This window comes from Leucobacter holotrichiae, assembly GCF_055791005.1.
Window position 1 is genome coordinate 208,345 of sequence record NZ_JBVUAC010000004.1, and the last position, 14,146, is coordinate 222,490.

The 14,146-nt window shown below is 69.1% G+C and carries 9 protein-coding genes; 7 read left to right on the plus strand and 2 right to left on the minus strand.

Features of this window, described 5'->3' with window-relative positions:
• The first annotated feature begins 18 nt into the window (after positions 1-18).
• The 4 genes from AC0KXF_RS07535 to AC0KXF_RS07550 all read left to right on the plus strand — a co-directional run bounded on the left by AC0KXF_RS07535 (position 19) and on the right by AC0KXF_RS07550 (position 3,532).
• Positions 19-825, plus strand: coding sequence for a 3-oxoacid CoA-transferase subunit A (locus AC0KXF_RS07535; RefSeq protein WP_473108580.1), 807 nt, complete (start codon positions 19-21; stop codon positions 823-825).
• Entirely contained in the window at positions 822-1,487 is a 666-nt protein-coding gene (locus AC0KXF_RS07540; protein WP_473108581.1) for a 3-oxoacid CoA-transferase subunit B, read from the plus strand. Before AC0KXF_RS07535 ends, AC0KXF_RS07540 begins: the two co-directional genes overlap by 4 nt.
• Entirely contained in the window at positions 1,484-2,659 is a 1,176-nt protein-coding gene (locus AC0KXF_RS07545) for a thiolase family protein (RefSeq protein WP_473108582.1), read from the plus strand. The genes AC0KXF_RS07540 and AC0KXF_RS07545 overlap by 4 nt, the downstream gene beginning before the upstream one ends.
• Before the next feature lie 102 nt (positions 2,660-2,761).
• A complete protein-coding gene (locus AC0KXF_RS07550; RefSeq protein WP_473108583.1) occupies positions 2,762-3,532 on the plus strand; it encodes an IclR family transcriptional regulator domain-containing protein in 771 nt (256 codons plus the stop codon).
• An 87-nt stretch (positions 3,533-3,619) separates the two neighbouring features.
• On the opposite strand, the gene AC0KXF_RS07555 is transcribed toward AC0KXF_RS07550, so the two are convergent.
• Positions 3,620-4,804: a 4-hydroxybenzoate 3-monooxygenase gene (locus AC0KXF_RS07555; protein ID WP_473108584.1), complete on the minus strand. Its 1,185-nt coding sequence runs from the start codon at positions 4,802-4,804 to the stop codon at positions 3,620-3,622.
• Between the two features lie 349 nt (positions 4,805-5,153).
• Positions 5,154-5,924: a dimethylargininase gene (ddaH, locus tag AC0KXF_RS07560; RefSeq protein WP_473108585.1), complete on the minus strand. Its 771-nt coding sequence runs from the start codon at positions 5,922-5,924 to the stop codon at positions 5,154-5,156.
• Between the two features lie 229 nt (positions 5,925-6,153).
• Between ddaH and AC0KXF_RS07565 the strand changes: the two genes are divergently transcribed.
• From AC0KXF_RS07565 to AC0KXF_RS07575, 3 genes are all read left to right on the plus strand, one after another.
• A complete protein-coding gene (locus AC0KXF_RS07565; protein ID WP_473108635.1) occupies positions 6,154-10,929 on the plus strand; it encodes an NAD-glutamate dehydrogenase in 4,776 nt (1,591 codons plus the stop codon).
• A 23-nt stretch (positions 10,930-10,952) separates the two neighbouring features.
• The gene (locus AC0KXF_RS07570; RefSeq protein ID WP_473108586.1) at positions 10,953-11,612 is read left to right on the plus strand and encodes a TMEM175 family protein; all 660 of its coding nucleotides are present in this window, start codon (positions 10,953-10,955) and stop codon (positions 11,610-11,612) included.
• 118 nt (positions 11,613-11,730) lie between these two features.
• Positions 11,731-13,974 carry an ATP-dependent Clp protease ATP-binding subunit gene (locus AC0KXF_RS07575; protein ID WP_473108587.1) on the plus strand — a complete coding sequence of 748 codons (2,244 nt, stop codon included), beginning with the start codon at positions 11,731-11,733 and terminating at the stop codon, positions 13,972-13,974.
• Positions 13,975-14,146 lie beyond the last annotated feature (172 nt).

The window sequence follows — 14,146 nt, forward strand, 5'->3', positions numbered from 1 at the left end:
GCGACCGAGGAGGAGCGAATGATCGACAAAAGAGTCGGATCTGTCGTGGAAGCCGTGTCCGGCATCCACGACGGCGCGACCGTGATGATCGGGGGCTTCGGTCGCGCGGGGCAGCCCGTCGAGCTCATCGACGCGCTCATCGAACAGGGTGCCTCAGACCTCACGATCGTCAACAACAACGCCGGCAACGGTGATGTGGGGCTCGCGGCACTGCTCGCGAAGCGCCGGGTGAAGAAGATCATCTGCTCGTTCCCCAGGCAGAGCGACTCCTGGGTGTTCGACGGACTGTACCGCGAGGGCGCGATCGAGCTCGAACTCGTGCCGCAGGGCAACCTCGCCGAACGCATCCGAGCCGCGGGTGCCGGCGTCGGCGCGTTCTTCACCCCCACCGGCGTGGGCACGCAACTCGCCGAGGGCAAGGAGACGCGCGAGATCGACGGTCGCCTCTACGCCCTCGAGTACCCGATACGCGCCGACTTCGCGCTGATCAGCGCGCGTCGGGCTGACCGCTGGGGCAACCTCGTCTACCGCGAGACCGCCCGCAACTTCGGGCCGATCATGGCGACCGCTGCGGCGACGACCATCGCGCAGGTCGACGAGTTCGTCGAGCTCGGCGGCATCGATCCCGAGACCGTCGTCACCCCCGGCATCTTCGTCGACCGCGTCGTCGCGGTGGGGGAGCGGCGCTGGCTGCGCGACGGGGAGTTCGTCGGCGGGGTGGACTTGGAGGGGAACCCGATTTCAAGCGGACGCGAAGCGTTCGCCGAATCGGGTTCGGCCGCCACAGCGGCCCCCGGTGAGAAGACGAAGGAGGCGGCACGATGACCACAAGGATCACCCGGCAGGAGCTCGCGGCGCGGATCGCCGCCGACATCCCCGAGGGTTCGATCGTGAACCTCGGGATCGGGGCGCCCACCCTGGTCGCGAACTATCTCCCCGAGGACGAGGAGATCATCCTGCACACCGAGAACGGGATGCTCGGCATGGGGCCGGCTCCCGAGGAGGGGCGGATCGACCCCGACCTCATCAACGCGGGCAAGCAGGCGGTCACCGCGCTCGCCGGCGCCGCGTACTTCCATCACGCCGACTCCTTCGGGATGATGCGCGGCGGTCACCTCGATGTCTGCGTGCTCGGCGCCTTCCAGGTGGCGGAGAACGGCGATCTGGCGAACTGGTCGACGGGCGCGCCGGGCGCGATCCCGGCCGTCGGCGGAGCGATGGATCTCGCGATGGGCGCGAAGGACGTCTATGTGATGACCGACCTGCTCACCAAGCAGGGGGAGTCGAAGCTCGTGGCCGGGTGCTCCTACCCCCTCACGGGCGTCGGCTGCGTGTCCCGGGTCTACACCGACCACGCGGTGTTCGACGTCACGGCCGACGGTTTCGCGGTGCGCGAGCTGTTCGGCGACAACACCGTCGAGGGGCTGCGGGAGCTGACCGGCCTCGCACTCGCCGACGCGACCGATCGAGAGGATCACGCAGCATGACCGCTACCTATATATATGACGCGGTGCGCACCCCCTTCGGGCGCGCAGCCGGCGCGCTCTCGGGGATCCGCCCCGACGACCTCGCCGCGGTCGTGATGCGCGCGACGGTCGAGCGCACGGGGATCGACCCGGCGCGGATCGCCGACGTGATCTTCGGCGACGCGAACCAGGCGGGTGAGGACAATCGCAACGTGGCCCGCTTCGGGGCGCTGCTCGCGGGCTTCCCGACCTCCGTGACGGGCGTGACCGTGAACCGGCTCTGCGCCTCGTCGGTCGAGGCCGTGATCCAGGGTTCGCGCGCGATCGAGTCGGGTGACGCCGAGCTCGTGCTCGCGGGCGGGGTCGAGTCGATGAGCCGTGCACCTTTCGTGGTCGAGAAGTCGGCGAAGCCGTGGCCCGCGGTCGGCAACCAGACCATGTGGAATACCTCGATCGGCTGGCGCATGATCAACCGGGCGCTGCCGAAGCACTGGACCATCTCGAACGGCGAATCCGCCGAGAAGATCGCCCGCGAGTGGGGGATCGACCGGGAGGCTCAGGACGAGTTCGCCGTGCGCTCGCACCGCCTCGCCGCCGAGGCGTGGGCAGCGGGCAGGTACGACGCCGAGATCGTGCAGGTGCCGGGCGCGGAGCTCGCGCGCGACGAGGGGATCCGCGATGGGAGCACGGTCGAGAAGCTCGCGGGGCTCAAGGCGCTGTTCGCGCCTCCCGGCGAGGGCACGGTGACCGCGGGCAACTCGTCGTCGATCAACGACGGCGCCTCGGCGGTGCTGCTCGGCGCCGAGGGGGCGCTCGACGCGGAGCCGCTGGCTCGGGTGGCCGGCCGCGCCGCGCACGGTGTGGATCCCGACGACTTCCCCATCGCGCCCATCGAGGCGGCGAACAAGGCGCTCGCGCGCGCCGGCAAATCCTGGGCCGACGTCGACTTCGTCGAGCTGAACGAGGCGTTCTCGTCGCAGTCGCTCGCGTGTCTCAAGGGCTGGCCCGAGCTCGACCCCGAGAAGCTGAACATCCACGGTGGCGCGATCGCGATCGGTCACCCCCTCGGGGCATCGGGCGGGCGGATCATCGGCCACGCCGCGCACGAGCTCGCTCGGCGGGGAGGCGGAGTCGCGGTCGCCGCGATCTGCATCGGCGTGGGCCAGGGGCTCGCCGTCGTGCTGGAGCGCTAGGGTGTGGATCCGGGCTCGAAACTGAACATGCTCCGCGCGTAGCGTGGATGATCCGGGCCTCATGACCGCCCTGCTGACCCGTATGCTCGTCCAGGAGGAGTGATGGAAGAACCGCAGAGCGCCGACTTCGTGCAGTCGCTGGCCCGCGGGCTCGCGGTGATCCGCGTGTTCGACGCCGACCACCCGCAGCTGAGCCTCAGCGAGGTGGCGCGCCGCGCCGAGATCCCGGCGGCGGCGGCGCGGCGCTTCCTCCGCACTCTCGAGAGCCTCGGCTACGTGCGCGCCGACGGCCGCTCGTTCTCGCTCACTCCGCGCGTGCTCGAGCTCGGCTTCAGCTACCTCTCGGCGCTGTCCCTGCCCGAGGTCGTGCAGCCCCACCTCGAGCGGCTGTCGCGCGAGGTCGACGAGTCGGCATCGGCCGCGGTGCTTTCGGGCCCCGATATCGTCTATGTCGCGCGGGTGCCCACCCGCCGCATCATGACGGTCGGGATCACGATCGGCACCTCCTTCCCGGCGTACGCGACGAGCATGGGCCGGGTGCTGCTGGCCGCGCTGCCGGAGGCGGAGCGGGGCGCTGTGCTCGCGGCGGCGGAACCGCGGGCGCTGACCGAGCGCACGATCACCGATTCCGACGCGCTCGCCGCCGAGCTGGATCGTATCGCGGAGCAGGGCTGGGCGCTCGTCGACGGCGAACTCGAGGCCGGGCTGCGCTCGCTCGCGGCTCCGGTGCGCGGGCGGGACGGGCGGGTGATCGCAGCGGTCAACGTCTCGATGAGCGCGACGCGGCATCCCGTCGAGTACGTGCGCGAGCACCACTTGCCGCGGCTGCTCGAAGCGGCGGCGGCGATCGACGCCGATCTGCGGCTACTGTAGAGGGCTGCACCGCTCGAGCTGGAATAACGGCTCGGAGAGTGGCACGAAGCGGGAGCACGCCTGCAGCGCTCGACGAGGGCAAGAGAGTCAGGGGAGCGTCTCCTGCAGCGGCCAGCCGGTGTAGGCCTCGGCCAGGTAGCGCTTGCCGGCCTCGCTCTCGACCACACTGCGCAGCTCTCCGATCTGGCGCAGCCGGTCGAAGTCGTCGGCTCCGGGCTGCAGGTGCAGCATGCTCGTCATCCACCATGAGAAGTGCTGCGCCTTCCAGATGCGCTTCTGGGCGGTGTCGGCGTAGGCGTCGATCCCGCGCTCGTCGTCCTCGAGCAGCAGCCGCCGCAGGGCCTCGCCCAGCAGCACCACGTCGGCGACCGCGAGGTTCATGCCTTTCGCACCGGTCGGGGGCACGGTGTGCGCGGCGTCGCCGACGAGAGCGGCGCGGCCACGGCGCAGCTCGTGCACGACGAAGCTGCGGAAGCGCAGCACGTCGCGCTGGAAGATCGGTCCCTGCGCGAGTTCGTGCCCGGGCGTGCGTGCCTGCAGCGTGTCCCAGATCTCGGCCTCGCTCATCGCGTCCGGGTCGGCCTCGGGGTCGCACTGGAAGTACATGCGCTGCACCGAGGGGCTGCGCTGGCTGATGAGTGCGAACCCCTCGGGAGAATTGCTGTAGATGAGCTCCTCGGAGCTCGGCGGCGCCTCGCACAGGATCCCGAACCACGCGAACGGGTACTCGCGGAAGTAGCTCGCCGCCCTCGGGCCCGCCACGGCGGGTCGTACCGCGCTGCGCGAGCCGTCGGCGCCCACCACGAAGTCGGCCGTGATCTCGAAGCGCGCTCCGGAGGCGTCGGTACCCGCGACGCTCGGGTCGAGGTCGTCGACGCCGTCGACGGCCTCGACCTTGGCACCGAAGCGGATGTCCTGGCCGGCCGCGAGGCGAGCGGCGATGAGATCGGCGAGCACCTCGTGCTGCGGGTACAGCCACACGCCCCGCCCGACGAGATCGGCGAAGTCGATGCGGTGGGCCTCGCCCGAGAAGTGCAGCTCGATGCCCTCGTGCCGCTGCCCCACGGTGTGCACGCGGCTGCCCGGGATCTGCTCGAGCAGTTCGACGGTGCCCTGCTCCAGGATGCCCGCACGGATGGTCTGCTCGATCTCCTCGCGGCTGCGGGAGTCGAAGATGATCGACTCGATGCCTGCTTCGGCGAGCAGGTGCGAGAGGAGCAGGCCCGCGGGGCCGGCTCCCACGATGGTGACTCGGGTACGAGCTTCGATCATCGGTGTCTCCTTCGACGCGGTGGGGTGCTGCAGACAGTGTGCTGCAGGCTGATGATCTGTGCTCCCAGATTCCCATTGAACGGGAAAGTACGAGGAGTCTTGGTCAGGGGCGGCCCGCACGCAGCTCGGCCTCGATCCGCCCAGCCGCCCTGACTGCCCGCGAGACGAAGGACGTGCCGACCGACACGCTCGGGATCCGGATCGCGGTCTCGGCCCCGCGGTAGCGTCGCGCAGGTGTAGACCTCCCGCACCGAAGTAGACCTCCTGCACCGTGCGAGAGATCTGCTTTGGTGCGGGAAGTCTACATTCGCGGCGCAGAGCCGTCAGTGCCGACCGCCGGGTGCCCGCCTCAGTAGAGGCAGCGCACGCGCACCGAGAGGCAGGTGGGGCAGCCCTCGAGCTTCTCGTACTCCGAGATCGCGACCTCGGTGACGTCGTAGCCGAGATCCCGCAGCATCTCCGCGGTGCGGGGTGCCGAGGCCGAGATGAGCAGCTCGGAGTCGCTGAGGCAGACCACCGCGGTGCCGTGCGGCTCGGGCACGGGCAGGAACGCCGGGAAGATGCCCGGGTTGTCGACGAAGTCGGGGTAGCCGATCACGGTGCCGTCGGGGAGCGCGGTCACCGCGGTCTTGAGGTGCAGCACCTTGGTGACGGGAACGGCCACGACGCTGCCGCCGAGCGGGGCCAGGATGCGGCGCAGCTGCGCGATGCCCTCGGCGTTCGTGCGGCCGCCACGGCCGACGTAAACGGTGTCGCCGACCTTCAGCACGTCGCCGCCGTCGAGGGTGCCGGGGGCCTGGATCTCGACGACGGGGCACCCGAGCGCCTCGAGCGCGCGGCGGGTGCCGGCGGTCTCGGGCTTGCGGCTGTCGGCGCCCGGGCGGGAGATCACGGCGACGTTGCGGAACATCACGACCGTATCCTCGATGAACACGGAGTCGGGGCAGTCGTCGGCCGGGTCGACCTCGATCGTCTCCCACCCGTGCGACTGCAGTGCGGCGACGTAGCCGCGCCACTGCTCGCGTGCGGCGTCGAGGTCGACCGCGACCTTCTCGATGTGGTCGACGATCCCGTCGTCGAGCAGGCTGCTGGGCTGGCGCACGAGGGCGATCTTCGACATGGTGAGGGGCTCCCGGATCGTTGGGCTGGTTGCCGTACCAGCTTAGAGGTCGCGCGAGCGGGTGCGCGTACCGCGGCACTCCGGCGGCTCCGCAGCGGTCGGGAGGCGACGCTGTCGCCGAGCCTCCCGGAACGTCGAGCGCAGCGGTCGAGAATGTCGGTGGTCCTCATTAGGCTGGTCCTCGATATCGGTTACGATGCATCTCTTGCAGAACGGGGCGCCGAAGCTCATGGACAGCACGAATCTCACGACGGGGCTCCGCGACGCGCTCGAGGGGGTCGATCGACCGCTGAGGCCGGGCGTCGAACTGCTGGTCGGCCAGGTCGATGCGGAGGATCTGCGGGAGCGCGAGCCCCGCGACGTCGTGGGTGCGGCCCTCTCGATGCGCATGCTTGCGGGGCGGCGCGATCGCGGCGAGACCCTGGTCTCGGTGTTCACGCCCACGCTCGCCGAGCAGGGCTGGACCTCGCGTCGCACGATCGTCGACATCTGCACCGATGACTCGCCCTTCCTCGTCGACTCGGTCATCGCGGCGATCGCCCGTCAGGGCCTCACCGTCCATCTGCTGACACATCCGGTGCTCTCGGTGCGGCGCGATGACGGGGGCGAACTGCTCGAGATCGACGCCCACGGCGGGGACCTCGAGTCGTGGATCCATCTCGAGGTCGATCGCGTTCCCACGGAGGAGGGACGCGCCGAGCTCGAGGATCGGGTGCGCGGCGTGCTGCACGATGTGCACGCCGCCGTGAACGACTGGCAGGCTATGCGGCGCGCGTGCCTCGACGTGGTCACCGACCTTCGTACCGCGGCGCCGTCCACCGTCGACCGGGCGGAGATCGCCTCGGCGGTCGAGTTCCTGAACTGGCTGGCGGAAGACAACTTCACGTTCCTGGGGTACCGCGAGCAAGCGCTCGAGGTCGGGGAAGACGGCGAGGACGTGCTCCGGGCGCTGCCGCACACGGGCCTCGGCATTCTGAGGAAGACGAAGACGCCGATCGCGAGGCTGCGGCCCGAGGCGCAGCGCACGGCTCGCGAGCCTCGGCTGCTCACGATCACGAAGGCCAACTCCCGGGCCACGGTGCACCGCGACACCTACCTCGACTCCATCGGCGTGCGCACCTTCGACCGCGACGGCAACGTGACGGGCGAGCGTCGCTTCCTCGGCATGTTCACCTCTGTCGCCTACGCCTCCTCCGTGCTGACGCTGCCGATCGTGGCGAAGAAGGTGCGCGCCGTGCTCGATGCTTCAGGCTTCGCGCCGAACTCGCACTCGGGCAAGGACCTGCTCCAGGTGCTCGAGCAGTACCCGCGCGACGAGCTGTTCCAGGACTCACCGGAGCACCTGCTGGCCGTCGCCGGCGAGGTGAGCCGCTTGCGAGAGCGGCGGCGCGCCCGCATCTTCCTGCGGCGCGACGAGTTCGGCAGGTTCGTCTCCGCGCTCGTGTTCCTGCCCCGGGATCGTTACAACACGACCGTGCGGTTGCGGATCGAGGCTCTGCTGCGCGAAGCCTTCGGCGCCGACCAGATGGACCACGCCACGCGCGTCGGCGACTCGCCTCTGGCGCAGCTGCACTTCGTGGTGCGGGTGCCGAAGGGCGAGGCCGTGCCCGAGGTCTCGGAGGCCGAGCTGCAGTCCAAGCTCGAAACCGCGATCCGCAGCTGGGATCAGGCGTTCGTGGATGCGCTGCACGAGCGCAACGACGAGACGCGAGCGGCGGAGCTGCTCAGCCGCTACGGCAACGCCTTCCCCGAGTCGTACAAGGTGTATGTGCCGCCGCACGAGGCGCTGGGCGATGTTGCTCTGCTCGAGAGCCTGGAGGCGGGAGCCGAGTTCGCGGTGCACCTCTACACGCCCGAGGACGAGGATCCATCCCGTCGTTACCTCACCCTCGTCTCCCGCACGCCCTACCCGCTGACGCGCGTGCTGCCGTTCCTCACCGACCTCGGCGTCGACGTCGCCGACGAGCGCCCGAATACCATTCTGCTGCCGAGCGGTACCCGCTACATCTCCGACTTCGGCCTAGTCGTCGCCGACGAGAAGCTGTGGGGCGATGCCGACTGGGGAGCCGAGTTCACGGATGCGTTCGAGGCGGCCTGGACGGGGAACGCCGAGAGCGATCGATTGAACGCGCTGGTGCTGCTCGCGGGTCTGAACTGGCGCAGGATCGTGATCCTGCGCGCCATCAGCATGTACCTGCGGCAGATCGGCTCCGCCTTCTCGGTCGAGTACATCGAGCAGGCGCTGATCGCGAACCCCGGCATCGCCGCCGGTCTCGTGCGGCTCTTCGAGCTGCGCTTCGACCCCGAGATCCAGGGCGACCGGGAGGCGCAGTCGGCGGAACAGGCCGCTGCACTCCAACTCGACCTCGAGGGCGTGTCCAGCCTCGACCACGACCGGATCCTGCGCTCGATCATCGGGGTGATCGAGGCGACCTGGCGCACCAACTTCTACCAGCGGGACGCCGAGGGGCGCCCGAAGCCGTGGGTATCGATGAAACTCGACTGCGCCCGTGTGCCCGGCCTGCCGAAGCCGCACCCCATGGCGGAGATCTGGGTGTATTCCCCGGAGGTCGAGGGTGTGCACCTGCGCTTCGGCAAGGTGGCTCGCGGCGGTCTGCGCTGGAGCGACCGGCGCGAGGACTTCCGCACCGAGGTGCTGGGCCTCGTAAAAGCCCAGATGGTGAAGAACGCCGTGATCGTGCCGACGGGCTCGAAGGGCGGATTCGTGGCGAAGCGCTTGCCGTCGCCGAGCGATCGCGCCGCGTGGCTCGAGGGCGGCAAGTCGGCGTACCGCACCTTCATCCGCGGTCTGCTCGACATCACCGACAACCGCGACGGGTCGGAGGTGCGGCATCCCGAGCGGGTGGTGCGCCATGACGGCGACGATCCCTATCTCGTGGTCGCGGCCGACAAGGGCACGGCGTCCTTCTCCGACATCGCCAACGGCATCTCGGCCGAGTACGGCTTCTGGCTCGACGACGCCTTCGCATCGGGCGGCTCGGCGGGCTACGACCACAAGGGCATGGGCATCACGGCACGCGGGGCGTGGGAATCGGTGAAGCGGCACTTCCGCGAGATGGGCCACGACACCCAGGCCGAGGAGTTCACCGTCGTCGGCGTGGGCGACATGTCTGGGGACGTGTTCGGGAACGGCATGCTGCGCTCCGAGTGCATCCGTCTCGTGGCGGCGTTCGATCACCGGCATGTCTTCGTGGATCCCTCACCCGATGCGGCGACGTCGTTCGCCGAGCGTGCGCGACTGTTCGAACTGCCCGGCTCCTCGTGGGACGACTACGATCGCGCGCTCATCTCCGAGGGCGGCGGCGTGTTCCCGCTCTCCGCGAAGTCGATCTCCGTGAGCCCGCAGATGGCCGAGGCGCTCGGGCTCGAGGCCGGCGTTACCTCGCTCACGCCCGCTGAGCTCAAGCGGGCCGTGCTGCTCGCCCCGGTCGATCTGCTCTGGAACGGAGGCATCGGCACGTATGTGAAGGCGAGTTCCGAGACCGACGCCGAGATCGGTGACCGAGGCAACGATGCGATCCGCGTGAACGGCTCCGAGCTGCGCGTGCGCGTGGTCGGCGAGGGCGGCAACCTCGGCGTGAGCCAGCGCGGCCGCATCGAGGCCGCGCTCGCGGGGGTGCGCATCAACACCGACGCGATCGACAACTCCGCCGGTGTGGGCACCTCCGATCGCGAGGTGAACATCAAGATCCTGCTCGGTGCTGTGGAGCGCGACGGCCGCCTCGATCGCGAGGCGCGCAACGAACTGCTGCACTCGATGACCGACGAGGTCGCGGTGCAGGTGCTGCGCGACAACTACGAGCAGAACGTGCTGCTCGGCAACTCTCGCGAGAACGCAGTCGAGATGCTTCCCTCGCACGAGCGGCTGATGAAGTGGCTCGAGGGTCGAGACGAATTGGATCGGGAGTTGGAGTTCCTGCCGAGTACGAGCGAGATCCAGACCCGCCTCGCCGAACGGCGGGGCCTTACCCGCCCGGAGTTCGCGGTGCTGGTCGCCTACGCCAAGCTGGCGCTCAAGTCCGACCTCGCAGCGACGCGGATGGCCGACGACCCGTGGTTCGCCCGCACCCTCGCCGACTACTTCCCGGGTCCCATCCGAGAGCGCTACGGAGATGATCTCGCCGCCCACCCGCTGCGCTCGGAGATCGTGGTCAACTCGGTGGTCAACTCGATGGTGAACCGCGGCGGCATCACGTTCGCCTACCGGGCCGCAGACGAGACGGGGGCGTCGAGCGAGCAGATCGCCCGCGCCTACGTGGTGGCTCGTGAGGTGTTCGACCTGCGCGACTTCGTGGTGGCCGTCGAGGCGACCGACAACGCGGTGAGCACCGCGGTGCAGACCGATCTCTATCTCACGTTCCGCAGGCTGCTCGATCGGGCGACGCGCTGGTTCGTGCAGCATCGCGTCGAGAGCATCGACATCGGTGCCGAGATCGAACTGTTCGCCGGGCCCGTCGTGCGGCTCTCCGAGATGCTCGGCGAGCTGTTGCGCGGAGACGAGCTGCTGCGGTTCGAGGCCCGCGTCGACGAACTCGAGCGGGCGGGGGTGCCGAGCAACCTCGCTCGGCGCGGCGCCGGCCTGCTCGCTTCTCTGCCTCTGCTCGACATCGTGGAGCAGTCGCGTCTGCGAGGCTGGAGCCTCGACGAGGTGACCGCGGTGTACTTCGACCTTTCATCTCGGATGCACTTCGACGAGTTGCTGAGCGGGGTGACGGCTCTGCCGCAGGACGACCGCTGGGGGTCGATGGCGCGCGCCGCGATGCGTGATGATCTTTACGCGGTGATGATCGCACTCACCGCGTCCGTGCTCGAGCAGACGGAGCCGGGGGATGCGGCCCTGCGGATCGACACCTGGCTCGAACAGGGTGCGGTGTCGAGCAGGCGGGTGCTCGAGGAAGCGCTCGATGCGGTGCGCTCCGACGTCGATGCAGGCCTTGCGACCCTGTCGGTCGCGCTGCGACGTTTGCGCTCGCTCGTGCGGTGAACCGGACGGGCTGAGGGGCTGTGATGCGCGGGATCTTCGAGCGGGAGGGCGCGGAGTTCGGCCGGGGAATCGGATTCTTCGACGCGATCTACGGCTTCGCGATCACCCTGCTGGTGGCGAACATCGACCTGCCGGCGGCTTCGGCCTGGCGCGAGCCAGCCGAGCTGCTCGACCACGGGCTCGGCACGCAGCTGCTCGGCTTCTTCATCAGCTTCGTGGTGATCGCGATCTTCTGGCGTCACAACACGCTGCTGCTGGCGCGCTTCATCGGGATCGACGGCCCTGTCGTCACCGCGAACCTCGTCACGGCGGGGCTCATCGTGCTTCTGCCGTTCACCACGCAGGGCATCAGTGATCCCGAGATCTCCGAGTACCCGCTGCCCACCGCGCTGTACGCCGTGAACGTGGCGCTGGCGATGGCCTCGCAGTGGGCGATGCACGAGATCGGGCGGGTCCGGGGTCTGCTGGTGGAGCGGGCGAGCCCGGCGCTGCTGCGAGCCTCGCGCATCGACGTGCTCGCACAGATGGGAGTGTTCGCCGTCTCGGTGCCGATCGCCTTCCTCGCCGGGTCGACGTGGGCGCAGTTGAGCTGGCTGCTGATGATTCCCGTGGGCAGGATCACGGGCAAGCGGAAGGTGAGGGTCGCGGAGCGGGAGCATTCGCCCGGAGTATCGGACACCTGAGCAGGAGAAGAATCCTGGCGCAAATCGGAGTGCTGCGATAAACTTGAGTCATCATCACTCAAGTTTGTGGCCTCCCTGCTCGGGTCGCCGCAGTCTGCTGAACGAGAAAGGACCCCAGATGCAGGCAAACTGGCAGCCCGCCCAGGGCGAAGAGGGGCAGAGCGCCCTCGAGCAGTTCGGCGTCAACCTCACGGAAGTCGCCCGCTCGGGCAAGCTCGACCCCGTCATCGGTCGCGATAGCGAGATCCGGCGAGTGAGCCAGGTGCTCACTCGGCGCACCAAGAACAACCCGGTGCTGATCGGTGAGCCCGGCGTCGGCAAGACGGCCGTCGTCGAGGGTCTCGCTCAGCGCATCGTCGCCGGTGACGTCGCCGAGTCGCTCAAGGACAAGGAGCTGATCTCCCTCGATATCTCGGCGCTCATCGCCGGTGCGAAGTACCGCGGCGAGTTCGAGGAGCGCATGAAGGCGGTGCTCGCCGAGATCAAGGACTCCGACGGCAAGATCATCACCTTCATCGACGAGCTGCACACCCTCATGGGAGCTGGCGGCGGCGAGTCGTCGGTCGCGGCGTCGCAGATGCTGAAGCCCATGCTCGCCCGCGGCGAGCTGCGGCTCATCGGCGCGACCACGCTCGACGAGTACCGCGAGTACATCGAGAAGGATGCGGCGCTCGAGCGGCGCTTCCAGCAGGTGTACGTGGGTGAACCGAGTGTCGAAGACACGGTCGCGATCCTGCGCGGCCTCAAGGAGCGCTACGAGGCGCACCACAAGGTGACCATCGCCGATTCGGCTCTGGTCGCCGCCGCGAGCCTATCGAACCGGTACATCACGGCGCGGCAGCTGCCCGACAAGGCGATCGACCTGATCGACGAGGCCGCGAGCCGCCTCCGCATGGAGATCGACTCGGCTCCGATCGAGATCGACGAACTGCGCCGCGCGGTCGACCGGCTGAAGCTCGAGGAACTCGCGCTCAAGAAGGAGAAGGACGAGGCCTCGAAGGAGCGTCTGGCGAAGCTGCGCGAAGACCTCGCCGAGAAGCAGCGCGAGCTTGACGGCCTCGAGGCGCGCTGGGAGCGCGAGCGCGCCACGCTGAACCGCGTCGGCTCCCTCAGGGAGAAGCTCGACCAGCTCAATATGCAGGCGCAGGTCGCTCAGCGCGAGGGCAACCTCGAGAAGGCGTCGAAGCTGCTCTACGGCGAGATCCCCGTGATCCAGAAGCAACTCGCCGAGGCCGAACAGGCCGAGATGGCGGGAGAGATCGACGGCGAGCCGCGTATGGTGAACGACCAGGTGACCGACGAGGACATCGCCGGTGTGGTCGCTGCTTGGACCGGCATCCCGGTCGGCCGCCTGCTGCAGGGCGAGACCGAGAAGCTGCTCGCGCTCGAGAGCGAACTCGGCAAGCGGCTCATCGGCCAGGGGGACGCGGTGCGTGCGGTCGCTGATGCGGTGCGTCGCACGCGGGCCGGGATCGCGGATCCCAATCGACCAACCGGTTCGTTCCTGTTCCTCGGGCCCACCGGCGTCGGCAAGACGGAGCTCGCGAAGGCACTCGCCGAGTTCCTCTTCGACGATGAGCACGCCATGGTCCGCATCGACATGAGCGAGTACGGCGAGAAGCACTCCGTGTCGCGGCTCGTCGGCGCCCCTCCCGGATATATCGGCTACGAGCAGGGCGGTCAGCTGACCGAGGCCGTGCGCCGGCGGCCCTACTCGGTCGTGCTGCTCGATGAGGTCGAGAAGGCGCACCCCGAGGTGTTCGATGTGCTGCTGCAGGTGCTCGACGACGGTCGGCTCACCGACGGTCAGGGCCGAACGGTCGACTTCCGCAACGTGATCCTGATCCTCACCTCGAATCTCGGCTCGCAGTATCTGATCGACCCCGATCTGCCGTGGAGCGAGAAGGAGTTCGGAGTGCGCGAGACGGTGCGCCGCGCGTTCAAGCCCGAGTTCATCAACCGGCTCGATGAGATGGTCATCTTCCGGCCGCTCTCGGAAGACGATCTGGCGCAGATCGTAGATCTGGCGGTGGACCGTCTGCAGGACCGGCTGGCGGATCGCCGGCTCACCCTCGGCGTCACGCCCGAGGCGCGCTCGTGGCTGGCATCGCGCGGCTACGATCCGATCTACGGTGCGCGTCCGCTGCGGCGGCTCATGCAGCACGAGATCGACGACCGGCTCGCGCGAGCGATCCTCTCCGGATCCGTGCGCGACGGCGACGCCGTGCGGGTGGACGTGGCGCCCGACGGCGAGTCGCTCGCACTGGAGAGCGCAGGGTCGGTGCCGTCGAACGGCGGTGCCGGCGGTGCCGGCGGCGCTGGCGATGACGACGTCATCGAGGCCGAGTTGCTGGACGACTGAGCGCTGGGCGGTGCCGTTCAATGAGGAGATCGCGGTCTATGCGGTGGTTTTCGGGGGCGACCCACCGCATAGACCGCGATCTCCTCATTGGTGCGGAAACGGGTGCTGATGCTCGGAGGGTCGGGCGGTCGGCCCCGCGCGCCCGGGCTGCCGCCAGTCCCGTCGCTGCCGT

What these genes read in the sequence shown, in the direction of transcription:
- AC0KXF_RS07545 (WP_473108582.1), top strand. Translation starts at nt 1,484, where the DNA reads ATGACCGCTACCTATATATATGACGCGGTGCGCACCCCCTTCGGGCGC.
- ddaH (WP_473108585.1), bottom strand. Translation starts at nt 5,924, where the DNA reads ATGTCGAAGATCGCCCTCGTGCGCCAGCCCAGCAGCCTGCTCGACGAC.
- AC0KXF_RS07555 (WP_473108584.1), bottom strand. Translation starts at nt 4,804, where the DNA reads ATGATCGAAGCTCGTACCCGAGTCACCATCGTGGGAGCCGGCCCCGCG.
- AC0KXF_RS07540 (WP_473108581.1), top strand. Translation starts at nt 822, where the DNA reads ATGACCACAAGGATCACCCGGCAGGAGCTCGCGGCGCGGATCGCCGCC.
- AC0KXF_RS07570 (WP_473108586.1), top strand. Translation starts at nt 10,953, where the DNA reads ATGCGCGGGATCTTCGAGCGGGAGGGCGCGGAGTTCGGCCGGGGAATC.
- AC0KXF_RS07535 (WP_473108580.1), top strand. Translation starts at nt 19, where the DNA reads ATGATCGACAAAAGAGTCGGATCTGTCGTGGAAGCCGTGTCCGGCATC.
- AC0KXF_RS07575 (WP_473108587.1), top strand. Translation starts at nt 11,731, where the DNA reads ATGCAGGCAAACTGGCAGCCCGCCCAGGGCGAAGAGGGGCAGAGCGCC.
- AC0KXF_RS07550 (WP_473108583.1), top strand. Translation starts at nt 2,762, where the DNA reads ATGGAAGAACCGCAGAGCGCCGACTTCGTGCAGTCGCTGGCCCGCGGG.
- AC0KXF_RS07565 (WP_473108635.1), top strand. Translation starts at nt 6,154, where the DNA reads ATGGACAGCACGAATCTCACGACGGGGCTCCGCGACGCGCTCGAGGGG.